The 25,770-nt window shown below is 68.5% G+C and carries 28 protein-coding genes, 1 tRNA gene and 1 pseudogene; 14 read left to right on the top strand and 16 right to left on the bottom strand.

The window, feature by feature from the left end:
* Nucleotides 1-351 precede the first annotated feature (351 nt).
* Nucleotides 352-2,037: an FAD-binding oxidoreductase gene (locus ABT186_RS28885; protein WP_351927529.1), complete on the top strand. Its 1,686-nt coding sequence runs from the start codon at nt 352-354 to the stop codon at nt 2,035-2,037.
* On the opposite strand, the gene ABT186_RS28880 is transcribed toward ABT186_RS28885, so the two are convergent.
* Nucleotides 2,016-2,252, bottom strand: a complete 237-nt coding sequence (locus tag ABT186_RS28880; RefSeq protein WP_351927541.1) for a hypothetical protein — start codon at nt 2,250-2,252, stop codon at nt 2,016-2,018. The genes ABT186_RS28885 and ABT186_RS28880 overlap by 22 nt on opposite strands.
* Nucleotides 2,253-2,728: 476 nt before the next feature.
* Here ABT186_RS28880 and ABT186_RS28875 point away from each other — a divergent pair, with 476 nt between their 5' ends.
* Both ABT186_RS28875 and ABT186_RS28870 read left to right on the top strand, forming a co-directional pair.
* Nucleotides 2,729-3,310, top strand: coding sequence for a recombinase family protein (locus ABT186_RS28875; protein ID WP_351927527.1), 582 nt, complete (start codon nt 2,729-2,731; stop codon nt 3,308-3,310).
* A 429-nt stretch (nt 3,311-3,739) separates the two neighbouring features.
* Nucleotides 3,740-4,714 carry a Yip1 family protein gene (locus ABT186_RS28870; protein WP_351234326.1) on the top strand — a complete coding sequence of 325 codons (975 nt, stop codon included), beginning with the start codon at nt 3,740-3,742 and terminating at the stop codon, nt 4,712-4,714.
* A 351-nt stretch (nt 4,715-5,065) separates the two neighbouring features.
* Here ABT186_RS28870 and ABT186_RS28865 read toward each other — a convergent pair whose 3' ends face one another.
* The 3 genes from ABT186_RS28865 to ABT186_RS28855 all read right to left on the bottom strand — a co-directional run bounded on the left by ABT186_RS28865 (nt 5,066) and on the right by ABT186_RS28855 (nt 6,391).
* Complete coding sequence (locus ABT186_RS28865) at nt 5,066-5,575, bottom strand: phosphoribosyltransferase (protein WP_351237960.1); 510 nt, start codon at nt 5,573-5,575, stop codon at nt 5,066-5,068.
* Between the two features lie 7 nt (nt 5,576-5,582).
* Nucleotides 5,583-6,158: a dCTP deaminase gene (dcd, locus tag ABT186_RS28860; RefSeq protein WP_351237959.1), complete on the bottom strand. Its 576-nt coding sequence runs from the start codon at nt 6,156-6,158 to the stop codon at nt 5,583-5,585.
* A gap of 71 nt (nt 6,159-6,229) precedes the next feature.
* Nucleotides 6,230-6,391: a hypothetical protein gene (locus ABT186_RS28855; protein ID WP_351236313.1), complete on the bottom strand. Its 162-nt coding sequence runs from the start codon at nt 6,389-6,391 to the stop codon at nt 6,230-6,232.
* 267 nt (nt 6,392-6,658) lie between these two features.
* On the opposite strand from ABT186_RS28855, the gene ABT186_RS28850 reads away from it, so the two are divergent.
* Nucleotides 6,659-6,732 (top strand) — tRNA-Gly (locus ABT186_RS28850).
* Between the two features lie 260 nt (nt 6,733-6,992).
* Here the strand turns inward: ABT186_RS28850 and ABT186_RS28845 are convergent.
* From ABT186_RS28845 to ABT186_RS28835, 3 genes are read right to left on the bottom strand one after another with little or no spacing between them, the layout of a single operon-like run.
* A complete protein-coding gene (locus ABT186_RS28845) occupies nt 6,993-7,418 on the bottom strand; it encodes an arsenate reductase ArsC (protein ID WP_351927525.1) in 426 nt (141 codons plus the stop codon).
* Between the two features lie 24 nt (nt 7,419-7,442).
* Nucleotides 7,443-8,186, bottom strand: a complete 744-nt coding sequence (locus ABT186_RS28840) for an aquaporin (RefSeq protein ID WP_351927523.1) — start codon at nt 8,184-8,186, stop codon at nt 7,443-7,445.
* Nucleotides 8,183-8,563, bottom strand: a complete 381-nt coding sequence (locus tag ABT186_RS28835; RefSeq protein WP_351236305.1) for an ArsR/SmtB family transcription factor — start codon at nt 8,561-8,563, stop codon at nt 8,183-8,185. The genes ABT186_RS28840 and ABT186_RS28835 overlap by 4 nt, the downstream gene beginning before the upstream one ends.
* Nucleotides 8,564-8,668: 105 nt before the next feature.
* Here ABT186_RS28835 and arsM point away from each other — a divergent pair, with 105 nt between their 5' ends.
* The gene (gene arsM / locus ABT186_RS28830; RefSeq protein ID WP_351236303.1) at nt 8,669-9,562 is read left to right on the top strand and encodes an arsenite methyltransferase; all 894 of its coding nucleotides are present in this window, start codon (nt 8,669-8,671) and stop codon (nt 9,560-9,562) included.
* Nucleotides 9,563-9,589: 27 nt separating this feature from the next.
* Here arsM and ABT186_RS28825 read toward each other — a convergent pair whose 3' ends face one another.
* The 3 genes from ABT186_RS28825 to ABT186_RS28815 form a co-directional block, all read right to left on the bottom strand.
* Nucleotides 9,590-9,877: a thioredoxin family protein gene (locus tag ABT186_RS28825; protein WP_351236301.1), complete on the bottom strand. Its 288-nt coding sequence runs from the start codon at nt 9,875-9,877 to the stop codon at nt 9,590-9,592.
* A gap of 137 nt (nt 9,878-10,014) precedes the next feature.
* Nucleotides 10,015-10,413, bottom strand: coding sequence for a PIN domain-containing protein (locus tag ABT186_RS28820; RefSeq protein WP_351236299.1), 399 nt, complete (start codon nt 10,411-10,413; stop codon nt 10,015-10,017).
* Complete coding sequence (locus ABT186_RS28815) at nt 10,410-10,691, bottom strand: hypothetical protein (protein ID WP_351236297.1); 282 nt, start codon at nt 10,689-10,691, stop codon at nt 10,410-10,412. Before ABT186_RS28815 ends, ABT186_RS28820 begins: the two co-directional genes overlap by 4 nt.
* A 193-nt stretch (nt 10,692-10,884) precedes the next feature.
* Here ABT186_RS28815 and ABT186_RS28810 point away from each other — a divergent pair, with 193 nt between their 5' ends.
* The 3 genes from ABT186_RS28810 to ABT186_RS28800 are packed head-to-tail and all read left to right on the top strand — an operon-like array spanning nt 10,885 to nt 12,365.
* Nucleotides 10,885-11,052: a hypothetical protein gene (locus tag ABT186_RS28810; protein ID WP_502973351.1), complete on the top strand. Its 168-nt coding sequence runs from the start codon at nt 10,885-10,887 to the stop codon at nt 11,050-11,052.
* A gap of 42 nt (nt 11,053-11,094) precedes the next feature.
* Nucleotides 11,095-12,096 carry an MFS transporter gene (locus tag ABT186_RS28805; RefSeq protein WP_351236295.1) on the top strand — a complete coding sequence of 334 codons (1,002 nt, stop codon included), beginning with the start codon at nt 11,095-11,097 and terminating at the stop codon, nt 12,094-12,096.
* On the top strand, nt 12,093-12,365 hold the full coding sequence (locus ABT186_RS28800) for an MFS transporter (RefSeq protein ID WP_351236293.1): 273 nt from the start codon (nt 12,093-12,095) through the stop codon (nt 12,363-12,365). Before ABT186_RS28805 ends, ABT186_RS28800 begins: the two co-directional genes overlap by 4 nt.
* A gap of 276 nt (nt 12,366-12,641) precedes the next feature.
* On the opposite strand, the gene ABT186_RS28795 is transcribed toward ABT186_RS28800, so the two are convergent.
* A complete protein-coding gene (locus ABT186_RS28795; protein ID WP_351236291.1) occupies nt 12,642-13,280 on the bottom strand; it encodes a TetR/AcrR family transcriptional regulator in 639 nt (212 codons plus the stop codon).
* Nucleotides 13,281-13,553: 273 nt separating this feature from the next.
* Here ABT186_RS28795 and ABT186_RS28790 point away from each other — a divergent pair, with 273 nt between their 5' ends.
* Entirely contained in the window at nt 13,554-14,279 is a 726-nt protein-coding gene (locus ABT186_RS28790) for a DUF1269 domain-containing protein (RefSeq protein WP_351236289.1), read from the top strand.
* On the opposite strand, the gene ABT186_RS28785 is transcribed toward ABT186_RS28790, so the two are convergent.
* The gene (locus ABT186_RS28785) at nt 14,276-15,232 is read right to left on the bottom strand and encodes a LysR family transcriptional regulator (RefSeq protein WP_351927539.1); all 957 of its coding nucleotides are present in this window, start codon (nt 15,230-15,232) and stop codon (nt 14,276-14,278) included. The two genes, ABT186_RS28790 and ABT186_RS28785, sit on opposite strands and share 4 nt — an antisense overlap.
* Before the next feature lie 146 nt (nt 15,233-15,378).
* Here ABT186_RS28785 and ABT186_RS28780 point away from each other — a divergent pair, with 146 nt between their 5' ends.
* The 4 genes and pseudogenes from ABT186_RS28780 (at nt 15,379) to ABT186_RS28765 (ending at nt 20,505) form a co-directional block, all read left to right on the top strand.
* Entirely contained in the window at nt 15,379-16,497 is a 1,119-nt protein-coding gene (locus ABT186_RS28780; protein WP_351236287.1) for a PrpF domain-containing protein, read from the top strand.
* Nucleotides 16,494-17,891 (top strand): C4-dicarboxylate transporter DctA, encoded by a 1,398-nt coding sequence (dctA, locus tag ABT186_RS28775; protein WP_351927521.1) that lies wholly within the window; start codon nt 16,494-16,496, stop codon nt 17,889-17,891. The genes ABT186_RS28780 and dctA overlap by 4 nt, the downstream gene beginning before the upstream one ends.
* Before the next feature lie 246 nt (nt 17,892-18,137).
* A pseudogene (locus ABT186_RS28770) lies at nt 18,138-18,455 on the top strand (ATP-binding protein); the annotation flags it as partial.
* Between the two features lie 358 nt (nt 18,456-18,813).
* Nucleotides 18,814-20,505, top strand: a complete 1,692-nt coding sequence (locus tag ABT186_RS28765) for an RICIN domain-containing protein (protein WP_351237481.1) — start codon at nt 18,814-18,816, stop codon at nt 20,503-20,505.
* 484 nt (nt 20,506-20,989) lie between these two features.
* Here ABT186_RS28765 and ABT186_RS28760 read toward each other — a convergent pair whose 3' ends face one another.
* The gene (locus ABT186_RS28760) at nt 20,990-23,443 is read right to left on the bottom strand and encodes a non-reducing end alpha-L-arabinofuranosidase family hydrolase (protein WP_351237479.1); all 2,454 of its coding nucleotides are present in this window, start codon (nt 23,441-23,443) and stop codon (nt 20,990-20,992) included.
* Between the two features lie 76 nt (nt 23,444-23,519).
* Between ABT186_RS28760 and ABT186_RS28755 the strand changes: the two genes are divergently transcribed.
* Nucleotides 23,520-23,774: a hypothetical protein gene (locus tag ABT186_RS28755; RefSeq protein ID WP_351927537.1), complete on the top strand. Its 255-nt coding sequence runs from the start codon at nt 23,520-23,522 to the stop codon at nt 23,772-23,774.
* On the opposite strand, the gene ABT186_RS28750 is transcribed toward ABT186_RS28755, so the two are convergent.
* From ABT186_RS28750 to ABT186_RS28740, 3 genes are all read right to left on the bottom strand, one after another.
* Entirely contained in the window at nt 23,705-24,490 is a 786-nt protein-coding gene (locus ABT186_RS28750) for a hypothetical protein (RefSeq protein WP_351927519.1), read from the bottom strand. The genes ABT186_RS28755 and ABT186_RS28750 overlap by 70 nt on opposite strands.
* Nucleotides 24,487-25,017 (bottom strand): SigE family RNA polymerase sigma factor, encoded by a 531-nt coding sequence (locus ABT186_RS28745; protein ID WP_351927517.1) that lies wholly within the window; start codon nt 25,015-25,017, stop codon nt 24,487-24,489. The genes ABT186_RS28750 and ABT186_RS28745 overlap by 4 nt, the downstream gene beginning before the upstream one ends.
* A 143-nt stretch (nt 25,018-25,160) precedes the next feature.
* On the bottom strand, nt 25,161-25,385 hold the full coding sequence (locus ABT186_RS28740; RefSeq protein WP_351231653.1) for a hypothetical protein: 225 nt from the start codon (nt 25,383-25,385) through the stop codon (nt 25,161-25,163).
* Between the last annotated feature and the right edge of the window lie 385 nt (nt 25,386-25,770).

Raw genomic sequence — 25,770 nt, 5'->3', positions numbered from 1 at the left:
TGCGCAGGACTCTGCGCGTCATCTGGGACGGCGCCTCCACTCCGCCGAGCGGTGTGGCACGGGACCTGATCGCTCACATCACCCGCCGCGATCAAGCTTGGCGGACACGCAGGCCGGCATCCTGCCCGCAGCCGGCAGCCGGCAACCGGCGCCGGCATCCCCCGCCGTTCTGCCTCCTGACCTCGCCGGACTCGCACCACGCGTTGTCTGCGAGCGTGTGCGGTCGCCGGCCTGCCCCCAGTGCAAAGGCCCCGGGCCCCAGGAGCATGGTCCGGGGCCTTGCCCCGAGAGCGACAACTCATCGTCAGTCATATGGTGGGAAAAGGTATCAATCGTCATGAGGGCGATCCCATGACCACAGTCGAACTGACCCGATTCCGGATGAACCCCGCCCGAGTCGATGATCTCCTCGCTACTCACTCCAAGATGCTGGCGGACTTCGCCGATGACCTGGCCGGACTTCTCGAGGCGCGCCTCGTGCGTCTGTCGGAGAACGAGTGGCTGGACGTGCTCATCTGGGACACGCCGGAAGACCTTGCCGCCTCTCACACAAAGGGGCGCGATCCTCCCATTGTCGCCTTCCTCGCCACGATCGGCGAAGTCGTCAGCGACGAGTACGGCGAACTGAGCACGCAGACGGAAGCAGCCGCCCTTGCCGTGCCCCGCAGCGAGGCCGCGGAACTGGCACGGCACATCGACGGCCCGGTGTTCTTGCCGGATGACGAGGGCTACGCCAAAGAATGTGCCGCCTACAATCGGAACCGTGTGATGGAGCCCGCACTTGCGGTGGGTGCGACCTGCGAGGGCGATGTGCGCTCCGCGATTCGCTTCGCCGCGGAGCGCCGCATGCCGGTGGCGGTGATGTCGACCGGACACCAGGTGGTCCTGCCCGCCTGCGGCGCCTTGCTGATCACCACGCGTCGGATGACCGGCGTCACCGTGGACCCGGAGCACCGAATCGCGCGGATCGAGGCCGGGGCACGCGCGCGCGATGTGCTCCACGCGGCGGCAGTTCATGGTCTCGCCCCGGCAAGCGGGTCCTCACCGACCGTCGGAGTGGTGGGTTTCACACTCGGAGGCGGACAAAGTCCGCTGCTCGGCCGCACTCTCGGATATGCCGCAGACCACGTGCGCGAACTGCGGTTCGTTTCAGCTGAAGGCATGTCGCGGACCGTGACCGCTGACAGCGAGCCCGACCTGTTCTGGGCGCTGCGAGGCGGTAAGGGCAATTTCGGTGTCGTCACCTCGATCGACGTCGAGTTGTTCCCGGTGGCCCGGTTCTATGGCGGGGGATTGTGGTATCCCGGCGATCAGGTGGCCGACGTACTACACACCTGGCGTCAATGGGTGCCCGAACTACCCGAGGAGTTGACCTCGTCGGTCGCGGTACAACGGCTTCCGCTCCGGCCCGAGCTCCCGGAAGCGCTGCGCGGAGCCTTCGTGGTGCATCTGCGGATTGGCTGTCTCAAGGAGGCGGAGGACACCGAACGGCTGATCGCTCCGCTGCGGCACCTGGGATCACCGCTCTGCGACACGATCGGGGAAAAGCGCTACTCCGCAGTAACCGAGATCCACATGGACCCGCAGGACCCGCTGCCGTACTACGACCGGACGACCTGTCTGCGTGAGCTGCCCGAAGAGGCGGCGAATGTACTCGTCGAGCTCACCGGCCCGGAGTCGCAGTGCCCGCTCGCGAACGTCGAGATCCGTGCTCTCGGCGGAGCGTTCGACCGCGAGCCCTCCGCGCCCAACGCGGTCTCGACCCGGGGCATTCCGTTCGTCATGTTCGGCTTCGGCGTGGGCGGTCCGGAACAGGGCGAGACAATGCGCAGCCACCTCGCCGGAGTCATGGGCGGGCTAGAGCCTTGGGCGACCGATCGGCGCATGCTGAACTTCATGTCCGGTGACGAGGCGACCACCAGGGAAGAGGTACGGCGGGCCTACGGCGCCGACCGTTACAACCGTCTGGCGCGGGTGAAGCGCATCTACGATCCATCCAATATGTTCCGGATGAATCACAACATCCGCCCTGTGTGAGGCCCGGCACGCCGTATCCGCCGCCGACCGGCCACTCGAAGCGGACGAACCGCCTCCGGGATTTCCACAAGCCCTTCCCCGGCGGGCGGGGTGAAGGCGTCGGACACGTCACCCTGCACCACGAACGACCCCGCGGCCGTGCGGTATACGTTTGGGCAGTCCTTCTCTCCGCACTCGCCGTTGCCACTCAGAGCTTCCCCGGTTCCGCCCCAAATTTTGGGCACTCAATGGACGCCCCACAGCGGGGTGCGCGTTGATCGCTACGTGTGATCACGTCACAGCAAGCCACCCCTTCGTTACCTTTCCGTCGCTTTCGCGGCGTCAGCGGCGACCCTTGGAGCCAGCGAGCGTGAGAAGCGGTTTTCCGGGGCAAGATCCACATACCCTCTGACCTGCTCAAAGTGACGAAGTGACGATTGGACCCCCATCCCGCAAATCCCTAAGGAGTTCTATAGGGATTCCGGAAGTGGCATCCGAACCGTCACTTCGTCACTCCTCCGGCGGCCAGTCTCTTCGGCGCACGGGGGTGGAGACCTCACGCAGCGTGATCAGATCCGGCGCGTCTCTCAAACGATGGTTATTGAGACGGTCGCCGCGAGATACCCGGGGGGTGCTTTCGGTGTTCAAAACCCGTCTCAGAACATGCCCGAAAGGCTTGTCGTTTTGAGACGAGTTATGAGACGATCGAGCTATGACGACGCAGAGCACCGGAACCTTGATCGGCTACCAGCGAGTCAGCACCAACGCGCAGGATGCGCAGCTTCAGGCGGACGCTCTCGCTGGGGCAGGGTGCGCCCGCATCTTCGAGGACAAGGCGTCCGGCAAGAACGCCGACCGTGCCGGGCTGCTCGCTGCTCTCGACTACATGCGCGAGGGCGACACCCTCACCGTGTGGAAGCTGGACCGGTTGGGCCGTTCCACGAAGGACGTGCTCACGATCGCCGAGGACCTGCACGCTCGGGGGATTGCGCTGCGGATTCTGACCGGCACGCTGGCGGGAAGCTACTCCCCGAAGGGTGAAGGCAAGTTCTTCTTCACGATGATGGTTGCCTTTGCGGAGCTGGAGCGAGACATGATCGTGGAGCGGACCCGTGCCGGGCTGGACGCTGCCAAGGCTCAGGGTCGGACCGGCGGACGGCCCACTGTCATGGACGCTGACAAGCTCGCTGCGGCCAAGGCACGCAAGGCCAAGGGAGAGAGCGTCACGGCCATCGCCAAGGCTCTTGGGGTGTCCCGCGCGACGCTGTACCGAGTGCTTGCCGACACGGAGTGATCCGGCGCGATTTGAGAGGCCGTCTGCCCGCTGTGGTGGACGGCCTTTCGCATGTCTGGGTACCGGGGGGTAGGTCCATTTCTAGGCGAGCGCGCCGAGCGGACCCGGCCCCCATGGTTACGCGCATTTCCGCGAAATGGACACCCGGGGGGTCTGAGTCAAAGCGGGTCGCGTGGCTTGCATCGCCCCAGGCCAGAGTCATGTGCTTATCTTGACAGCTTTATTGATCTTGACTACGCTCATGGTCCCATCCTGCCGGTGAGGCGGCCGGACCGCTCTCCCGGGGCGTCACCACAGCCTCGGCCGGGAACGGCGGCGACGGCGCGATCACCCATCTGACGTCCGGGGGAGCTTTCCCCTTGCCGTACGGCGAAACCCCAAGGGGCCACTGAGGCCCCCCTGATTCTCAACTTGATGGCCCCTTAGGGGATGTCACAGCTCGGCAGCAAAGCCGGGCCCGTTGCCCCGGGCCCGGCACGTCACCCTCCGGGACCAGGTACGTTCGAAGACGTGGCTGGATTCAGGATCGGACGCGGCCGGGACAACCGCGCACCTCAAACGCGACCGCAACAACCCCCGTACGGGCGGCAGGCACCGCAGGGCCAGTCGCACGGCTACCCCGCCGCGCCGCAGCAGCAGTACGGCGGTACACAGCCCTACGGCGGCAGCCCCCAGTGGCAGACGCCACAGGGCCAGGGCGAGCCGGAGTACTTCGGCGACGACGGCGGGCAGGGCCACCCCCGGACGGCGGATCCGTACGCGGCGAACAACCCCGGCCACACCCAGGCGTTCTCCGTCGGCGAGGACCCGTACAGCGCGGGTGAGACATACCGCGCGGGCCAGGCCTCGGCGCCGCCGATCGGCCCGCGCCTGCACTGGAAGGAACTGCTGCGGGGCATCGTGCTGTCCCCCACCCAGACCTTCCTCCAGATGCGGGACTACACCCTGTGGGCCCCGGCCCTGATCGTGACCTTCCTGTACGGCCTGCTCGCGGTCTTCGGCTTCGACGGCGCACGCAAGGACGCGATCAACGCCACACTGTCGAACGCCATCCCCATCGTCCTGACGACGGCGGTCGCCATCGTCCTGAGCTCCTTCATCCTGGGCGTGGTCACCCACACCCTGGCCCGCCAGCTCGGCGGCGACGGCGCCTGGCAGCCCACGGTCGGCCTCTCCATGCTGATCATGTCCATCACGGACGCACCGCGCCTGGTCGTCGCGATGTTCTTCGGCGGCAACGCGTCCTTCGTCCAGCTCCTGGGCTGGGCGACCTGGATCGGCGCGGGCGCGCTGCTGACCTTGATGGTCTCCAAGTCCCACGACCTGCCGTGGCCGAAGGCACTGGGCGCGTCGGCGATCCAGCTGATCGCGATCCTGTCGATCGTGAAGCTGGGCACGTTCTAGTACGCACCTGCGGGAAGGGCCCCGGCGCGGCGTCGCCTGGGCCCTTTCGCGTACGTCCGGGCCGCAGGCGGAGACGCAGGCGGAGACGCAGGACGCGCCCCTGCCCCGTACGGCGCCTCTGCGTCAGCCCTACCTGGCGAGCGCCCGCACCGCCTTCTCACGGACCAGCGGCGACGGCGCCAACTCCGTCGGCTGGAATCCCACGGTGACCGTGCACGTGCCGTCCTCGAAGGTCGCGGGCACCTACGTGGGCACCCTCACCATTCCGTGGGTTTGACACCCTGGACAGTCATCCGGACCCTCCGGCCATCCAACGCTCGAACGACTCGTCTCCGCCGACCGCGACGAGCCTCAGAGGGCGTCTTTCGAGGGCGTGACCGGGGTGCCGGACTTACGGCATGGAGGCAGAACGGACCACGGGAAGTTGATCCAACGGTCCGTCCGCTTCCACACGTACTCGCACTTCACGAGGGAGTGGGACTTCTCATAGATCACGGCGGAGCGCACCTCGGCCACGGTCTCGACACAGAAGTCGCGCACCAGCTTGAGGGTCTTGCCGGTGTCGGCCACGTCGTCGGCGATCAGCACCTTCTTGTCGGTGAAGTCGATCGCGTTGGGGACGGGAGCGAGCATCACGGGCATCTCCAGCGTGGTGCCCACGCCCGTGTAGAACTCGACGTTGATCAGGTGGATGTTCTTGCAGTCCAGGGCGTACGCGAGCCCGCCGGCCACGAAGACGCCACCGCGCGCGATGCTGAGCACGATGTCGGGCTCGTACCCGTCGTCGGCGATGGTCTGGGCGAGCTCGCGGACGGCGCGCCCGAAGTCCTCGTAGGTCAGGTTCTCTCGTACGTCGGTCATGTCCCCCTCACACCTGGGTGCGATGGAAGTTGACGAAGGAGCGGGAGGCGGTGGGGCCGCGCTGCCCCTGGTAGCGCGAGCCGTACCGCTCGCTGCCGTACGGGAACTCGGCCGGCGAGCTGAGCCGGAACATGCACAGCTGCCCGATCTTCATACCGGGCCAGAGCTTGATCGGAAGGGTGGCGAGATTGGAGAGCTCGAGCGTCACGTGCCCGGAGAAGCCGGGGTCGATGAACCCGGCGGTGGAGTGGGTGACGAGCCCGAGCCGCCCGAGGGAGCTCTTTCCCTCGAGCCGGGAAGCAAGATCATCGGGCAGCGTGATGACCTCGTACGTCGAAGCCAGGACGAACTCCCCGGGGTGGAGGATGAACGGCTCGTCGCCCTCGGGCTCGACGAGTCGCGTGAGGTCGACCTGCTCGATGGAGGGGTCGATGTGGGGGTACTTGTGGTTCTCGAACACCCGGAAGTAGCGGTCGAGCCGCACGTCGATGCTCGAGGGCTGCACCATGGTCGGATCGAACGGGTCGATCACGACCCGCCCCTTGTCGATCTCGGTCCGGATGTCCTTGTCTGAGAGAAGCACGCCCTGAGAATACGCAAGGCGCGTGGAGCCGCCACAATCGTGACGGCTCCACGCGCCCGTACCGCTGGTCGCTACTGCTTCTCCAAGGCCACCGGCACCACACTGCGGAGCCGGGCGCAGCGCGGACACCGGACGAGCCGGCCGGGGCCGAGGCGCTCGGCCTGCTGCATCGGGAACGAAGCGGTGCTGAACACGTGCCCCTCGGCACAACGGACGACGGTGCGCTCCATCAAGTCCTCAGAGTCCCTTCCCCAAGAGCCTTCGTCTCACTGGCGTGACGGACGACGAAAGCACATTACGGGATGAAAGGGACGGCCCTCCAGGCGGCACTCCGACCGCGCACACCGCCTCTTCGCCACCCCCACGGTACGCCCCAACTCCCGCCCACCGCAGCCCCATCCACCCCTCGAAACGCCTTCGGACCCCACGGCTTCAGCACCGGGGGTCCGACATGAGGTACAGTGAGCGAGCGTTCAGACGCCGGTCCAGCCGGATCTTACGCGGGTGTAGTTTAATGGTAGAACATCAGCTTCCCAAGCTGAGAGCGCGAGTTCGATTCTCGTCACCCGCTCCAGGATGAAACCCCAGGTCAGCGACCTGGGGTTTGTTTGTTGTCTAGTCCAATTTGAAGCTGGCGTTCCCTCTGCGTGCCCTAAGTCGAGGTCAAGCGGCCGCTTCAGGAGCACTCGGGCGCCACCTTGAGCGACCCCACACCCAGTCCTCTCAAATAGCGAGACGCATTTCATGTGACCTGCGCCACCATTACGGACAGTGTGCGCGAAGTCGCATACGCAAAGCGGCAGTTCACGAACCCCGGCGGACACATAGCGGTTGTCATACGCGCGGCTTCACACCGAGGTCGGCGAGCAGGCCCCGTACGCGACCTTCGATCTCGTCGCGGATGGGGCGTACGGCGTCGACGCCCTGCCCGGCCGGGTCGTCCAACTTCCAGTCCAGGTAGGTCTTACCGGGGAAGACCGGGCATGTGTCGCCGCAGCCCATGGTGATCACGACGTCCGACGCATGGACGGCCTCGACGGTGAGGATCTTCGGGGTCTCGGCGGAGATGTCGATGCCCGATTCGCTCATCGCCTCGACGACAGCCGGGTTGACCGTGTCGGCCGGGGCCGAGCCGGCCGAGCGGACCTCCACAGCCTCGTCGGCGAGGTGCGTGAGGAAAGCGGCGGCCATCTGGGAACGGCCGGCGTTGTGGACGCAGACGAACAGGACGGAGGGGCGGTCGGCGGCGGGACTGCACATGGTGGCGTCTTCCTGGGCGATGGGTCAGGGAAGGATGGGGGCGGCGAGGTCGGGCTCGCTGTGGACGGGGGAGGTATCGGCCTGTGCGGGAGCCGGACGCCCGAAGAGCACCGCCACGAGCGCCAGTCCGAGTACTGCACCGACCGCCTGTGCCGCTATGAACGGGGCGACCGAGCCGGGCGCGATACCGGCGAACGTGTCCGTGAAGGCACGGCCGATCGTCACCGCCGGGTTCGCGAACGACGTGGAGGACGTGAACCAGTACGCCGCCCCGATGTACGACGCAACCGCGACCGGGGCGAAGTGGGCACGGCTCACTCGAGCAAGACCGAAGATCAGGAGTATCAGGCCGGCGGTGGCCACGATCTCGCCCAGCAACAGGTGGCCGGCCGAGCGGTCGTGCGTCGACCACCGCACCAGCGGCTTGCCGAACATCGCGTCAGCCAGGACCGCACCCGCTATCGCTCCCACGATCTGAGCGGGGACGTACGCGGCCAGATCCCCCGTGGTGAATCCGTCGCCTGCACGGCGGCCGGTGAACCAGGCCGCGAGTGTGACGACCGGGTTGAAGTGAGCCCCGGAGACAGGCCCGAGCAGCACGATGAGCACACCCAGGCCGAACACGGTGGCCAGCGAGTTGGCAAGCAATTGGACGCCGACGTCCCGGGACAGTTCGGTGGCCTGGATGCCGGAGCCGACCACGACCGCCACCAGCGCTGCCGACCCGACGGCCTCGGCCAGGGCACGGCGTCCCAGCGAGGCGCTCACGCGAGCGCCTCGGCCGCGGTCGGGGTCGGGGTCTTCAGGAACACGGCGAGCCGGTCCAGGGCGCCGGGCAGCACCCAGTAATACACCCACGTGCCGCGTCGCTCGCAGTCGATGAGACCGGCCTGGCGCAGGAGCTTGAGGTGGTGGGAGATCGTCGGCTGGGACAGGTCGAAGGCGGGGGTCAGCTCGCAGACGCAGACCTCGCCGCCCTCGCCGCGTGAAGCGATCATCGACAGCAGACGGAGCCGGACCGGGTCACCCAGAGCCTTGAACACCTTCGCCAGCTCGGCCGCCTGGTCCTCGTCCAGCGGCGCGGCCGCCAGATCCGGGCAGCAGGCGGCGTCCTGGCCGATCACCTCAAGCTTTTGTTTCGACATGCCTCTATGTTGACATCTTTCGATCCAAGGCGAAAGCTTGCATCAACGAACTTCAATACAGGCCGTTCCGGGCACCGCCATGCCCAGTCACCCAGGAGTGAAGTGATGAACGAGCAGTCCACCGACCTGCGCGAAACTGTCCGTCAGCGGTACGCCGCAGCAGCCGTGAAGGTCACCGCGGGCGGCACCGCCTGTTGCGGGCCCAAGCCGGTCGAGGTCGACGAGAACTTCGGCTCCACCCTCTACGCTGCCGACGAGCGCGACGCCCTGCCCGCCGAGGCCGTCGCCGCCTCTCTCGGCTGCGGCAACCCGACCGCCGTCGCCGAACTCCGCGAGGGCGAACGCGTTCTGGACCTCGGCTCCGGGGGCGGCATCGACGTCCTGCTCTCCGCCCGCCGCGTCGGTCCCACGGGCAGGGCGTACGGGCTCGACATGACCGACGAGATGCTCGCTCTGGCGCTGACGAACGCAGAGAAGGCCGGCGCCACCAACGTCGAGTTCCTCAAGGGCACCATCGAGGCCATCCCGCTCCCTGCCGGCACCGTCGACGTCGTCATCTCCAACTGCGTGATCAACCTGTCCACCGACAAGCCCGCCGTCTTCGCCGAAACATTCCGCGTTCTCAAGCCCGGCGGCCGTATCGGCGTCTCGGACGTCGTATCCGACGACACCCTCACCCAAGAACAGCGGGCCGAGCGCGGGGACTACGTCGGCTGCATCGCCGGCGCGTTGTCCTTCACCGAATACCGGAAGGGGCTCGAAGCCGCCGGGTTCACCGGGGTCGAGATCACTCCGACCCATCCCGTCGCCGACGGCTTGCACTCGGCCATCGTTCGCGCGGTCAAGCCTGCGAGCGCCCGCGAGACGAGCAGCTCCGCTGCAGCGGCCGATGCCTGCTGCGGCGTCACTGCTTGCTGCAGCCCGCAGGAACAGGCCGCCGACCCGGCGACCACGGTGAAGGAGGCCAAGGCCGCTTCGGGATGCGGCTGCCAGAACTGAACCGCGTGGCTCCGAGGCACCTTCGGATCAAGCCGGGGTGGTACCGGCGAGGATCTGGTGAAGATGATCCACCGAGGGCAGGGCGCCGACTCTGCACGACAGACTCGGTCTCTGTCCCGGGCGGGCGAGCGGATCGACACCGTCGACCAGCAGAGTGGGTGAGCCGTGCATGCCGAGCTGCTCGGCCTCATCGGCGTCGGCCACCTCGCGCCAGGTCACCGAAACATCCGTACGCCCATTCAGCGCGAGTTCCAGGCGCTCGCTCAGCGGTCTGATACTCGGGCAGTCCCGTACGACCAGTACCGTCAGCTCCACGGCTACTTCCTTCAGGTGCGCGTGATGATGCGGCTGTGGATCGGGCCCAGCAGGCCACGGCCCCCTCGGGGGCCGTTCGGATTCACACCACGAGGGTGAATCGGCGGATCCGGACCCGACGGTGATGCGACCTACCCTCACACCTTCTCGGCCAGCACTAGGGGATGCCCGGCGGCGAGCAGGCCGATGTCCTCGACATCGGAGGTCAGGATGGTTACCCGTCCGGGATGCTGGAGCGCGGTCGCGCACAGCATGGCGTCGATGGCGTACTTGTGACCGTGCAGACCCGCTGCTCGCAGCAGAGCGGCGGCTGCCTGCGCCACGCCCTGCGTGACAGGCTCGACCCGGAGCCGGGAGAGGGTCCACTTCAGTGCGGCGTCGTTGATCTTCGGGTGGATGACTTCGACGAGCACGGCAGCGGAGGTGACGACCGGCAGATCGGCGTCACGGGCGGCCGTCAGCCACTCGTGAACCTCCCGGTCCCGCTGCACCGCCTTAGCCAGGCCCTCGCTGTCCAGGACCAGGGCACCGCTCACGCGGCGGCCCCGGCGCCCGAGGCACCGCCGGTGAGCCTGGCACGCTTGGCCGCCACGGCCTCCGGGTCGGCCGGACCGTGCACCTTGTCGAAGTCGGCGATCAGCTCGTCCAGGTTGTCCCGCTCGATCTGTTGCTGCGCCGCCTTCTCCAGGAAGGCCGAGACGCCGCGCTTGCCGACCCGTTCACGGATCGCCTGCAGGGTGCCGGCGGTCAAGGTGACGGAGATGCCGCTGGTGGGACCGTCACCGGGGAGGAAGTTCACGTCGTCATCAGACATGGGTCCAAGTATGCCATTGGAAATGCTATTGCGAGTGATGTGGGCGGTCTCCGATCTGCCGTGCAGGGAGTGCAGCACTGCAGGGCGTGGGGCTCCAGCACGGCACTCGTCTGGAGCCCCAGATTCCCGTGTTGGCGGGGCGACTACGCCTCGTGGGCCTGCTGCCGCCCCGCGCCGGTCTCGCGCAGTACCGGTGCTCGGTCCGGCAGCGCACGGACTGCGCCTCGGCGACCACGTCTGGTTCCGGCACGCCAAAGCCGGCGAACTGTGCGAGCGATTGAACACCCTCCACCTGGTGTCCGGCAGCGAAATCGTCGGCCAGGCCCCCACGTACCGGGGTGAAGGACACGCCTTCCTCTGACCCACCTTCCCCATCCGCGGCCCACCTTCTCCCGGAGGCCCGATGCTCCCCGACTTCAACTCCCGCGCTCCTGCCCTTGCAAGCCCCCTCGGCCAGGCAACCGTCCAAGGACCCGCCGAACCCGTCTCGCGCCGCTGGACCAGTCTGTACAGCCTGGTGTGGTTCGGCTTCTGGATGGCAAACCTCGTCCCCCTCCAGCTGCTGCTCCCCCAGCAACTGGAGGCGATCGATCCAGCCTCGAAGGTCTACGACTTCGCCATCGTCAACGGTGTCTCCGGGTTGGTCGCACTCGTCGCCCTGCCCCTGTGCGGCGCCCTGTGCGACCGTTCCCGCAGCCGCTCCGGCCGGCGCAGACTCTGGCTCACGGCGGGCGCCGTCGCCTTCGCCGTCGGGCTGATCGCCACCGGCGCGCAGACCACCGTGACGGGCGTGGTCGTGGCGTGGGCGGCAAGCATGATCGGTCTCAGCGCAGCCACCGCCGGGCTCACCGCCATCATCGCCGACCGCGTTCCCGAAGACCAGCGCGGCATGATCTCCAGCGCCATCTACGGTCCCCAGGCCCTCGGCGTGGTCGTCGGCATCGCCCTCGTGTCGGCTTTCGCACTCTCCCCCATGTCCGGGTTCACCGTCATCGCGGCCCTGCTGATCGTCTGCCTGGTGCCGTTCCTGGCCGCCCATCGCGACATCGCCTTCAACGTCGAGGCGCCGCTGAGCATCGGGGAACTGCTCGCATCGATGGGCAGCTCGCTCCGGAACCGGGAATTCGCCTGGGCCTTCGGCGGACGGCTCCTGGTCAATCTGGCGAACTCGCTGGGCACGTGTTACACGCTCTACTTCCTCACCGACAGCCTCAAAGTCACCGATCCGGCCGGCAGCCTGCTCGTCTGCACCGTTCTCTATCTCCTGGGCGGCCTTCTGGCCACCGCCGGCGCCGGCGTGCTGTCCGACCGCCTCGGCCGACGACGGATCTTCGTCGCCCTGGCGGCGCTGCTCCAGGCTGCATCCGGCTTCCTGCCGGCGAGCCCCCAAGCCTCACCGTCATGATGGTGGCATCCGCTCTCATGGGCGGCGGCTTCGGTGCGTACACGGCCGTCGACCAGGCTCTGATCACACAAGTGCTCCCCGACGCCGAGAGCCGGGCCAAGGACCTCCGGATCATGAACATCGGCTCTGTCGTTCCCCCGGCGATCGCCCCGTTGATCGCCGGAGCGATCATCAGTTCACAGCACGGCTACCCGCTCCTCTTCGCCCTCGTAGGTGCGGCCGCCGCCGTCGGAGCACTCCTTGTGTACCGCACCCGTTCCGTCCGCTAATAGTTCGTCGCCGCCGACGGCAAGAGAGAGATCAGTTGCCGCGGCAAAGCGACAGTTCCAGCGGCGAGATCGTCCAGCTCTGCAGACTCGGGTGCCCAACTCGCTTTACCGCGCGGGTTGTGGAGCCTTGCCTGCGTCGCACGGTGTCCTCATGGGTCCGGATCGTGCGGTCGGACACGGACGCATCCCGGACACCACAGTCCCGCCCCGACTGAATCCCCGCTTCCCGCACGCCTTCCGGTCCCTCCGGGAAGGGGGCACAGCCACAGGGCATGGTCAAGCAATCACAGTGGTGGACGGGGTGCCGACGAGGTTGAGTACGGCGCCGGCGAGGTGAGCGAGGCTGCGGTCGGCCTGGTCGGCGTCGGGGTCCACCAGGTAGTCGAGCAGTACGCCATCGATGGCGCAGCAGATGAGGTGGGCCAGGTCGCGAGGCGGAATGTGGCTCATCTGCCCGGTGTGCTCCAGAGTCCGGCGGATGATCTGCTCGATGGCGGTGAGGTGGTAGTCGCGCAGAGCGCGACCCAGATGGGCCGCCTCGGGGGTGCGCAGCGCATAGAGGGTGAGTTCGTACTCCACGCGCTGGGTGACCAGATCGCCGCACACGAGGCCCCAGGCGGTGCGCACCAGATGGTGGATCACCTCCGAGAGGGCGGGCGGGCTGGCTCCGGGTGGAGTGACCAGGTGCGCTGCGATCGTGGAGTTGTCCTGGCTCGCGTGGTCGATGAGTGACTCCAGGACTGCCGCGAGGATGTCGTCCTTGGTCTTGAAGACGTAGTGCAGCGTGGCCAGGGACAGCTTGGCTTCTGCGGCGATGCGTCGCGTCGTGGCGCCGGCAACGCCGTCGCGCGCGATGACTGCAGCGGCGGCCTCGATGATCTGCGTGCGGCGCACTGCGGCTGGCACGTGAGCCATGCGGTGAACTCCCTTGGATTTCTTGGTCGATCGACCGACTAGACCACAGGCCGCCCCAGGCGGCAAGAGGTCAGCCACGGTGATCCACAACACAGACTTGTTCGTTTGACTAAGTCGATCGACCAACTTCATGATGCTGTCACCGCAAGGCGCAACCGAAGGCCAAGCGGCACTGCACCGCCATCGTCTGGCGCTCACACCTGCGCCCTCGCACCACTCCGCTCCGCCTGCCCCTGCACGCCTCTTGCCACGGAACGCATCAGGAGAGACACCATGACCGACATGATCGCCGTCGCCTACCCCAGCCAGGACGTCGCCCAGCAAGCGCTCACCGAACTGCGCACCCTGCACACCGAGCACACCGTGCAGGTAGCCGACGCAGTGCTGCTCACCCGTGACCTCAACGGCGAGGTGACCATCCACGGCAGGCCCCACCCCGCCGCCTCCGGCGCCCTCGGCGGGGCACTCTGGGGAGGCATCATCGGACTGCTGCTGTTGCAGCCGCTGCTCGGTGCGGCCATCGGCGCGGCCGCCGGCGGGGTGGCCGGCGCGACGGTCGAGGACGACGACCGGACCCAGTTCATCAAGAGCCTCGGCGAGCGCCTGGCACCCGGGCACGCCGCAGTGATCGCGGTGATCGGCGAAGCCACCGCGGACAAGGCCCTGCCGCGCATCGCCCGGTACGGCGGCGAGATTCTGCACACCTCACTCAGCCGGCAGGACGAAGACGAGATCCGCTTCGCCCTGCGCGCCCATCAGCCCTCCGGCCAGTGGCCCTGGGCAGACGACGCCACGTTCGCGAAGGCGGCCCCCCAGGGTGCCGACGTACCCCCGTCCACCCCGGCGCATCCGGACACGGCCGCCGAACACGCCGGCGGTTCGGGCCCGCGGGCTGCGGCTCTGGGCGCGGCCGGCGGGCTGGCCGGCGGAATGCTGCTCGGCTCCCTGCTCTCCGACGACGACAGCAGCGATGACGAGGACACCGAAGACGACGACTAGAACAGCCCGAGCTCGGAAACCGGACCGCTCCGGAGCACCGTGCCGGAGCGGTCCGTTCGGGCTGCGGCGGTGTCGCGGAGGAGCCCGGCGAAGGTCAGGGCGGCGGGGGTGAGAGGGTGGTCGGCCATGCGGACCAGGAGGATGCGGCGGATGGGGGCCGGCGGCTGGAGGGGCAGGACGTCGACGCCGGGTCGGATGCCCTCCAGGGCCAGGGTGGGGGCGAGGGCGACGCCGATGCCGGCGGCGACCATGGCCTGGGCTTCCTGGTAGTCGTGGGCCTCGTAGGCGATGTGGGGCTCGAAGCCGACGGCGCGGCAGCCGCGGACGAGGGCTTCGGCCACCGGGTGATGGTCGGCGCGGGTGATCCAGGGGTCCTCTGCGAAGTCGGCGAGTGAGGCGGCGTCACGGCCGGCGAGTGGATGGTGGTCGCTGACGAGAAGGGCCGGCGGGTCGTCGAGGAGTGGGGTGACGACGATGTCCTCCCGGTCGATTCGGCTCCAGTCGTAGTCCCACATCAGCGACATCTCGATCTCCCGGTTCTCCAGCATGGTCCAGAGTCCGGCGATGCGGGCGCTGCGGACGGTCAGCCGTACGTCGGGGTGGGCGTCCCGGAAGGCGATCACGGCCTGCGGGAGGAGCGAGGCGCCGACGGTGGGGAAGGTACCGATGCGCAGTGTGCCCGTGCGCAGGCCGGCGTAGTCGGCGAGTTCGTTTTCCGCGGCCTGCAGTTCGCGTTCGATCCGTTGCCCTCGTTCGGCCAGCGCCCGTCCGGCGTCGGTGAGGGTGACGCCCCGGGCGTGGCGTTCCAGCAGGGGCTGGCCTGCCTCCGTTTCCAGGCGGCTGATCTGCTGCGATACCGCTGACGGGGTGTAGTTGAGGGCGCGGGCTGTCGCGGTCACCGAGCCGCGCCGGGCGACCTCCGTGAACAGCAGGATGCGCCGGACGTCGAGCATGCCGCCACCTCCAGCGTTCACTTCAGCTTAATAGCTATCCAGTTTTCCGAGATTGTACTTCACGCTGCCGTAACTCACCGTGGAGGACACCACGCACGGCGAGACCGTCGGTGGGCTTCCCCTTCCCTGGCTGTGAGGAGTCGGTTGTGCTGCGTCTGCAGGGCGAGATGATCCGCGGAGGAACCAGCAAGTGCTGGATCTTCGACCACCGCGACGTGGCCGCCACGGGCGTGGACGTCGATGCCCTCCTGCTCGCCGCCTTCAACGCCGCCGACCCCCGCCAGATCGACGGCGTGGGCGGCGCTTCCTCCACCACCTCCAAGGCCGCCGTCGTACAGGCGTCGACCCGACCCGGTGTGGATGTCGAGTACGCCTTCGCACAGGTCGGCATCGGCGATGAGCGCGTGGAGTGGGCCAGCAACTGCGGCAACTGCGCCACCGCCGTGGCCCTGTACGCCGTCCACCACGATCTCGTGCCGATCGTGTCGGACACCACCACCGTCCGCATGCTCAACGTCAACACCGGGGCGCGCCTCACCGGCACGATCCCCACCCCCGCGGGCGTGGCCCCGGAGGAGGGCACGGCCGTGGTGCCGGGTACCTCGGCGCCGGGCGTGCCGGTCCTGCTCGGATTTCAGGACCCGGCGGGCTCGACGACCGGACGCGCTCTGCCGACCGGCCGGGCACTGGACGAGCTGACCGGCCCGGACGGCCTTGTCGAGGCATCCCTGGTGGACGCCGGCGCTCCGGCCGCGCTGTTCGAGGCCAAGGCGTTCGGCCTCGACGGCACGGAATCCCTCACCGCGTTCGCCACCGCGGTGCCCGCGCTGACGCTGCTGCGCCGCCAGGCAGCGCTGGCCATGGGCCTGGCCCGCGAGGGCGATCCGGTCAGCCACGCGGTGCCGAAAGCGGGCATCGTCGCCCGTCCCGCCCCCTATCGCACCACACAGGGCATGCTCGTCAACCAGGACGAGTACGACCTGGCCGTGCGCATGGTCTCCATGCACGCCCCGCACCCTGCGATCGGCCTGACCTCCGCCGTGGCCCTGGCCACGGCCGCCGCCACCCCTGGCACCCTCGCCCACCGCGTCGCCCGGCAGACCGCCGACGGCACGCTGCGCCTGGGCACCCCCGCCGGCGTTGTCACCACCCGAGCCGTCCCCGCACCGCACGGCGCGTCCCCCACGGTGCTGCTGCACCGCGCCGCCCGGCGTATCGCCCGAGCCGAACTCCTCGTTCCCGTCCTGGAAGGACGCCCCGCATGAGCCGCAACGACGCTGCCCCGGGTACCGTCACCGCACCACCGGGCCGCATCCGCCGGATGCTGTCCCACCTGTACGTCCAGTGCCTGATCGCCGTCCTCCTCGGCGCCGCCGTGGGCGGGCTGTGGCCGTCCGCCGGCGCTGACCTCAAGCCGCTGGGCGACGGCTTCATCGCGCTGGTGAAGATGTTCATCGCACCGATCATCTTCTGCACGGTCGTCCACGGCATCGCCTCCATGGGCAACGCCCGCGCGGTCGGCCGCGTGAGCCTGAAGGCCCTGGTCTACTTCGAGGTGCTGACCACCGTGGCCATGGTGATCGGCCTGGTCGTCGTCAACGTCGTCAAGCCAGGCAGCGGTCTGCACATCGACCTCTCGACCCTGTCCACCAAGGCCCTGCCGCCGGAGGCGACCACGGCCCACGAGGGCTTCGCCGAGTTCCTCCTCGCCACCATCCCGGCCACCCTGATCAGCGCCCTGACCGGCAACGAGATCCTGCCCGTGCTGCTGGTTTCGGTGCTGTTCGGCTTCGGCCTGCACGCCAGCGGAGAGGCCGGCCTGAGCATCGCCCGGGGCGTCGAGAAGTTCTCCACAGTCCTGTTCACGCTCATCCGCTGGATCATGCGTCTCGCCCCCATCGGCGCGTTCGGCTCCATGGCCTTCACCATCGGCCACTACGGCCTGGGCACCCTGCGCCACCTGGCGCTGCTGGTCGGCTCGTTCTGGCTGACCGCCCTCTTCTTCGTCCTGGTCGTCCTCGGGACCGTGATGCGCCTGAACGGACTGCGGCTGCTGCCCTTCCTGCGCTACATCAAGGAAGAACTGCTGATCGTCCTGGGCACCTCCTCCACCGAGCCCGTCCTGCCGCGCATGATGGCCAAGCTCCAGCACGCCGGCGCCTCGAAACCGGTCGTCGGCATCACGCTGCCCGCCGGGTACTCCTTCAACCTCGACGGCACCGCCATCTACCTGACCATGGGCTCGGTCTTCCTCGCCCAGGCCCTCGGCATCCACCTCAGCCTCACCCAGCAGCTGGCCATGCTCGCCGTCATGCTGCTCACCTCCAAGGGCGCCGCAGGCGTCACCGGCTCCGGCTTCATCGCCCTGGCCGCCACACTCAGCGCCGTCCCTCACGTCCCGCCCGCCGCCCTCGCGCTGATCTTCGGCGTCGACCGGTTCATGTCCGAAGCCCGCGCCCTGACCAGCCTGGTCGGCAACGGCGTCGCCACCCTGGCCGTCGCCCGCTGGGAAGGGGAGCTGGACGTGGACCGCGCCAGGGCCGTCCTGGGCGGCGAGATTCCCTACGTCCCTGCTCCCGCTCCTTCTGCGGTGCCGGCCGAGCCCGATCCGAAGGAGACGTCCGCACCAACCCGTGACCCCGTTCCCGCCGCAAGCTGACGTCGCATGGGCGGGCCGGCCCGGAGCAGATACTCCGGGCCGGCCCGCCCACGTCTCACCAGGACGTCGTACTCGCCGTCCGGGCTGTTCAGGAACGTCCGGCCCTCCGGTACGCCCCGTCTTCCAACCGCTGATCAAGTCCGGCGAACGCCGCGCAGAAGGTGCATCAGGTGGCCAGGGATGCGGAACCGGACCTTCATGGAACTGCCCGCCGAACCCTCCGTCGTGGCCCTGGCCCATGAACCCGCCGGTGAGCGTCTGGCCGCCTGGCACCAGCAGGAAGCCGCCTTCACCGCGGAACTCGTGGTGAGCGAACTGGTCACCGATGCCATCCGCTACGGCTCCCCACCGATCCACCTGCGGCTCATCCGTGACACGGCGTTGATCTGCGAGGTCAGCGACGCCGGCAGCACAGCCCCGCATCTGCGACGCGCCCGCCTCTTCGACGAAGGCGGTCGGGGCCTCCTCATCGTCGCCCAGCAATCCCAGCGGCGGGGCAGCCGCCACGCCCGCACCGGCAAGACGATCTGGGCCGAGCTGCCCCTCACCCCTGCGCAGCATTGATCTTCATCCGCGGTGAGCGGCAGGGCCGGGAGCAGCCATCAGGCGTTAGCCGTGCCGTGCTCCGCGGCGGACGGGAAGCGGTCAACGCGAAAAAAAATCTGTGGCTCTTCGCGGCAACCTTTTCGGCCTCTCGGACCACTCAGTGTTGTCCGGCCATGTGGTCGGTCAGATGCAACGGCTGAAAGAGAGCACAGGCATGTCCCTGGAACGAGAGCACAGACATGTCCCCGGCCCACCCACGTCATCGGTGGCGTCCCGCGTCGGCGGCCGCCGTGCCGACGGTGGCGCCCGCGGTGGTCGCCCGAAGCATCGTGGCCGTCGGTTGCTCGCGCATCGGGGTTTCTGGGCGGGTCTCGCCATGGTTGTCGTGGCCGGCTCGGCTGTCGTGGTCAGCCAGGCTTCGGCGCAGCAAACCCTGGACCTGAAGAAGTGGTACGTGCTGGTCAACCGCAACAGCGGCAAGGTGCTGGACGACCGCGCTTTCGCCACGAACGACGGCGCGGCGGTGGTGCAGTGGGCGCGCCATGGCGGGGCCAACCAGCAGTGGCGGTTCATCGACGCGGGTGACGGGTACTACCGGCTGCAGAACCGGAACTCCGGCAAGGTGCTGGACGACCTCGGCTGGTCGAAGACCGCCGGCTCCGCCATAGTGCAGTGGAAAGACCTGAACGGCACCAACCAGCAGTTCAGACTGGCCAAGTCGCCGGACGGCTACGTGCGTTTGATCAATCGCTTCAGTGGCATGGCCGTCGATGTCCACAACGCCGCCAAAGCCAACGGGAGCGGTGTCGTCCAGAACCGCGACCGGGGCGGCGCCGATCAGCAGTGGCAACTCGTCCCGGCCGGGAGTGTCGGCAGCGCCGGTACGCCCACCGCGCCGGGCGGCAGCGTTCCCACCAGCCAGGCTCCGAGCAGCTCGCACCCGTCGTCGCCGTCGTCGCCGTCGTCTCCCGCGGCTGGTGGCGGCAGCTCGACGAAGCGTTTCATGGGCAGCAGCACGGTGCTCATCGGCGGCTCGGTGTCCGACGCCTCGGCGGCCGCCGCGCCGTTCGACGTGCGGTACGCCTATGTGCACAGCCAGCCCGCGCCCTCGTCGGACTACTACACGGCAGCGCGCTGCCACGACGGGTGGTCGGGCTGGTGGGGCTGCTGGACCGGCAGCACCACGGCGCCCGGCACGTACGTGACCTATCGGGACACCGTGGCGGCCCAGGCGACGTACAAGGGCAGCCCGCGCCCGCAGAAGATGCTCTGGACCTGGTACTCGCTGCGCGACCTCGGGGATGCGGCAGGCCAGGGCGACGGCCCGGGCGAGGTCCAGGCCATCAACAGGACCGACCTGCTCACCCGGTACCTGAACGACTACCGCTTCTTCCTCCAGAAGATCGGCACATCGCACGACGCGATCGACCTCGAACCCGACTTCTGGGGCTACGTCCGGTCGCTCGGCAATCCGCACCAGGTTCCCGCGCAGGTCACGGCCTCGAATCCGACGGACTGCGGATCGCAGGAGAACAGCGCCACCGGCCTGGTCCAGTGCCTGATCTCGATGGCGCACAAGTACGCGCCGAACACCGCCGCGGGACTGCACCTTTCCTGCTTCGACTGGCAGACCAACACACAGGCCTGCGTCAAGGACTACGCGAACCTCGGGGCGAAGAACGCCGACTTCCTGGTCACCGATGTGTCGGACCGCGACGCAGGCTGGTACGCACAGCCCGCCCACGGCGGCAGTGACCACTTCTGGAACGACCAGAAGGCCGCCGCCGCGCTGCAGTTCTACAAGACGATGGCCGAGTCCGTGGGCAAGCCGGTGGTCCTGTGGCAGATCCCCGTGGGCAACATGGCGCAGAACAACACCCTCAACCATTACAAGGACGACAAGGTGGACTGGTTCTTCGCGCACATGGACCAGGTCGCGAACGCCCATGTCGCCGGCCTGCTCTTCGGTCCAGGACAGCAGGAACAGACAACGGCCGAGTCCGACGGCGGAAACCTGATCCGCAAGACGATCGCCTATCACAACTCGAGCGGTACAGCACTCAAGTAGGCGAAGCCGACGAATGCGCCCCCATCTCTTCGATGGGGGCGCATTTCGTCATCTTCGTCGGGCTGAGGACTTCTCCGGTCGGCGCCGGCCGTGCCGCCGTCGGCGCGGGCGCCGATCGAGGCGGCCTTGGCGAAAGGAATGATCGTGTTGACAGGTGACGGCGGGGAAGCCGAGTTCGACCGCGAGGCCGGGAGAGTGCGGGCCGTGCCGGTCGATGAATGCGTCGCTGTGGCGGAAGGTGAATGCGGCCCGGGACATCGGCGCCCACGCCCACGCCGCGCAGGATCAGGAGCACACCCATCTGCCGGACAAGCCCCTCCGGGCCTCCGCCTGGTCCACAAAAGATTGGAACCCCAGCCGGCGCACGGCTGGGGTTCCTCGAGGCGGTGAGTATCGGTCAGCGGGTGGAGGTGCCCACGCCGTAGACCGCTCGTCTACGCGCCGGTGCACCGCACCCCATCGCGATCACCGTGGATCAGGCGGGTCAGCGCTGCAGGGTGAGGACACCCGGCCGCCACGGCAGTCGGTCGTAGGGGCCGCTCGCGGTGGGGGACTTGCCCTGGTAGAGGAACTGCAGGTGGCAGGGGTCGATGGTCATGGTCTGGTCGGGGTTGTTGCGGACCAGGTCACCATGGCTGATGTCGTTGGTCCAGGTGGCACCGCTGTTGGCCTTGCCCGCGAAGGGGTTGCTCTCGCTGGCGGCCTGCGGGGTCCAGGAACCACTCAGGCTGGTGGCGGTGAACGAGCGGAAGTAGCGCTGCTCATTCGCACCCCGAGCCTCGACGATCATGAGGTACTGGTTCTGGCCCTGGACCTTGTAGACCTGCGGCGCCTCGAACAGGTTCTTCGTCGTGTCGCTCATGACCGTCGTGTAGGACGAGCCGAAGTTGCCCGGGAAGTTCCCGATCGGCATGCTCGCCCGGTAGATCTTGCCGTTGTCGCCGGCGAAGAACAGGTACATGTTCTGGCCGTCAGCGATCAGGGTCTGGTCGATCGGGCCGGTGGCGGATTCGGTGCGGGGGATGCTGCCGGTGAACAGCGGCTGCGGCGCGGACCAGCCGTTGGGGTTGGTGGGGTCGCTCGACGTACGGTAGACGAAGGGCGACGCGCCCCACTGGGACGCCAGCACCCAGATCTTCTTGGGCGCGAAGTAGAACAGCGTGGGCGCCACCGCGGACTGGCTCATCCCGGTCTGGCCGGCCGACACCATGTCCGCCCAGTTCGTGAAGGGCTTGAACATCATCGAGCCGTACGACGATCCTGACACGCTCGACGCGTACACCAGGTGCTTGCCGTTGTACACCACGTCGGTGAAGTCCTTCACCGCGTCCCACCCGTTCGCCGGCTGCGCCAGCGGACCGGTCGAGCTCCACCGGTACGTCGACGGAAGAGCGCACGTGGCGCCCGTCCGCGTGGGCGTTGTCGGCGCCGACGTCGACGTCCTGAAGTCCCAGTGCTGGTTGGCGCCGCCGCTGTTGGAGTCCCAGATCTGGACGGGAGTGCCGTTGGCGGTCTTGCCGCCGGGGGTCTCCAGGGCTCGGCCGCTGGCGACGTTCGTCAGGGTGTAGGAGCCGTCGCTGTTCCGGGCCGCCTTCCAGTGCTGGTTGGCGCCGCCGTTGGAGTCCCAGACCTGCGTCTTCGTGCCGTTGCCGGTCTGGTTGCCCGGCTCGTCCAGGACTCGGCCGCTGGCGACGTTGGTCAGCGTGTAGGAGCCGTCGCCGTTCTTGGTGGCCCGCCACTGCTGGTTGGAGGCACCGCTGGCGTCCCACACCTGGAGCGGGGTGCCGTTGCCGTTGTATCCCGCGGGCTCGTCGAGAACGCGCCCGGCGGCCACGTCGGAGAGCGTGTAGACGGTGCCGGAGGTGATGCCCCCGCCTGGCGTGCCGCCGCCCGCAGTGCCCCCGCCCAGGGCGGTGAGCACCGCGCTGTAGGCGGGCTTCTTGTTGCCGCTCGCGTCGAACAGCAGCGGGTTCTCACCGGTGCGCCACGAGTCGCTGTCCCTGATCCCCCACACCGTGATGCCCGTGCAGCGGGCGACGTTCATGCACGCCTGGACGGCGTTGGCGTACGCCGTCGGCGACGCCTGGGCGATGTCGAGTTCGGTGATCTGGACGTCCACGCCGAGCGCGGCGAACTTGGACAGGGTGGTCTGGAAGCTCGCCGGTGGGCCGCCGGCGCCGAAGTGGCTCTGGAAGCCGACGCAGTCGATCGGTACACCGCGCGACTTGAAGTCCTTGACCATCGCGTAGACGCCCTGCGTCTTGGCGTCGGTCCAGTTCTCGATGTTGTAGTCGTTGTAGCAGAGCTTGGCCGAGGGATCGGCGGCCCGCGCGGTGCGGAACGCCTCCTCGATGAAGCCATTGCCCAGCACGTCCTGGAAGACCGAGCTGCGATGCTGGCCACTGCCGCCGTCGGCGAAGGCTTCGTTGACCACGTCCCAGGCGTAGATCTTTCCCTTGTAGTGGGTCATCTCGGTGGTGATGTGGTTCTTCATCACACTGCGCAGGGTGTTGGCGTCGGTGATGGACTTGACCCAGCCGGGCAGCTGGGAGTGCCAGACCAGGGTGTGGCCACGCATCCGCTGCCCGTGCGCGGAGGCGTGGCCGACGATCTGATCGGCCGGGCCGAAGTTGAAGGTGCCGCGGGAGGGTTCGGTGGTGTCCCACTTCATCTCGTTCTCCGGGGTGATCATGTTGAACTCCCGGTCGAGAATCGTCGAGTAAGTCGAGTCGCCGAGCCTTCCGGTAGCCACGGCCGTACCGAAATAGCGGCCGCTGCCAGCCGCTGCAGCGGCCAGCGTGCGGGCATTCGGCGTGTGTGCGGCCAGAGCGACCAGGGGTACGGCGGCCCCCGCGGCGGCGAGGACCACGGCGGCGGCGAGCACGCGGCGGGTAGCCGGACGGCGGCGATGAGAGCGGTTCTGATCTGACAACGGCATGTCCTTCTGGCACAGCGGGCCTTGATCCGGCCCCGGTTACCCGCCAGTTGCCGCCACGCGCACAAAGGTTGCCGCGATCGCGGGAAGAATTTTCACGGCCGCCGTCACCGTCCCCACCCAGCTCCGCGGCGACCTGCTGGCCACCATGGGGACCACCTACGTCGATGGGACCAACGCCGGCCCTGCCGACTGGCCCCCGTCAGCGGCTCGACCATCGAGCTGTGCGGCAAGGGGACTTGTCCCCTCGCCGCACAGCGGCGTTCACCGAGACGGGACGAACCCGCCCCGGACCGACGCGGAGCCGCCCGAACCCTGCGCGTCGACGCGGTAGCCGTCGCCCGCGGCACTGCGCACGCCGGTGCCGTTGTTGAACTGGGCGGCGAACTCATAGTTCCCGGCCGGCACGGTCAGGCCCGGCTTGAGGACCCAGCGGTAGACCAGCGTGCCGTCGGCCTCCTGAGCGGTGACGGTGAAGTCAGCACTCGGCAGGGTCTGCCAGGTGCCGGTGATCTTCACCCCGCCGGTCTGCACGATCCGCATCTCGACCGTGAGCGAGGTGAGCGGCCGGGTCGTCTTGAGGACGAGGTTGCTCTGCGTCCAGTAGACGGTGCTGTGCGGGTCCACCGAGCCGGCCGACCACAGCGGCCCGTTCTGGCTCTCGCCGGCGGTCGGCGATGGACTGGTGGCCGGCGGAGTCGGGCGCGAGCTGCCCGGGGTGGTGACCGGGGCCGGCGCGACGGGGGTGGGACGGGCCGATGTCGGGTGCGGGGAGCCGGCGGTCGGGGACGGGGTGGCAGGCGTGGTCACGGTGGCCGACGGCGACGAGTGCGCGACGATGGCGGCGACGGCGAGGCCGCCGGTCGCCAGGATGCCGGTGGCGGCGAGCCCGGCGAGCGCGACCCTGGTCCCGGACCTCGCGAACGGCCGCGCGCGGTGACGGACGGCGGGGCCGGCCATGCCGCGTTGCACCCGGGCCAGCATCCTCGCACGGTCGGGCCGGTGGGCCTCGGCGGCCTCGCGCAGCCGACGGGCGATCTCCTCGTTCACCGGTTCCTCCTCCCTGCCACCAGGTCCCCGGCCGCTCGTGCGCCCAGTATCCTTTCCAGCTCGGCCATTCCCTTCGAGGTCTGGCTCTTCACCGTGCCGACCGAGATGCCCAGCGCCACCGCCGTGTCCTTCTCCGACAGGTCGAAGGCGTGCCGCAGCACCACGCAGGCACGCTTGCGGAACGGCAGCCGGGCGAGCGCCGCGCGGACGTCCAGTACGGCCGCCATGTCCGGCCCGTCCACCTTCTCGGGGCTGCGGGACCAGAACAGCGTGATCCGCAGTCGCTCGCGCACCGCGCTGCGGATCCGTCCGCGCGCCAGGTTGGCCACCACACCGCGGGCGTAGGCGAGCGGGTGGTCGGCCTGCCGCAACCGGTCCCAGCGCTGCCACAGGGCGACCAGGGCATCCGCCGCGAGGTCGTCCGCCGCGTCGGTCTCGCCGGTCAGGAGGTATGCCAGACGGGCGAGTTCGGCATAGTGGCGTTCGAAGAATTCGTGGAACTCCGCGGACGCGTCATCGAGGAGCATCCCCCGGTCGCCCTCTCCTGGCAATGATGTGCGCGTTAGTTGCGCGTTTAACAACGGGGAGCGCAGCCTAACAGTGCCCAGCCCGGGATTCGAACAGCGGTCGTGCTCGGTTGCGGGCCGGTGAAGGCTGACCGGCGGGCTGGTCATTGCCCGGCGAACTGGACGCCCGTCGGCTGCGCGACGTCCAGCTGCACGGCGATGCCGTCGACGGCCAGCCGCTCCCCGTAGATGTCGGTGATCCTTACGCCGGTTCCGCTCCCGGGGAGACGGTACGCCAGCACACCGACGACCAGCAGCGCCAAGGGAATGCCCGTGACCAGTCCGCGCCTGCGCCACGGTTGCGGCGCGGCGTGCATCGTTGCCCTCATGCCCGTCCATCCAGTAGTTCGACTCGGCCTTCCGGCTCCCAGTTGCCGCAGAGGACGAGAAGGTTGCCGCCCCGACGCTGTTTTCTCGGCGACCGGTGCACGGCACGAAAGGGCAGACAGCCACCGTGACGGGGCCCCGGCGGCCCACAACTACTGGCTGAACCAAGGAGATCGTCCAGCTGGTGCCCGCCTCCGATGAGATCGTGTCTCGGGGCCGGTGGCCGCTTACGGCCTCGCTGCGGATTCTGCCCGCTGGACTCAGAACGGTGAACTCTGTCCACGTTCACCGGCCATGTCCACGCGCTGGGTTGTGTCCTTTGAAGTGGTGTACGGGCCGGTTCGAGTCGCCACTCGGCAGGGAGCCCGCGATACACGACGCGGGGTC

The sequence above is a fragment of the Streptomyces sp. NPDC001634 genome, assembly GCF_040298185.1.
Lineage (GTDB): Bacteria > Actinomycetota > Actinomycetes > Streptomycetales > Streptomycetaceae > Streptomyces.
This window is presented reverse-complemented; position numbering and strand designations above follow the sequence as displayed.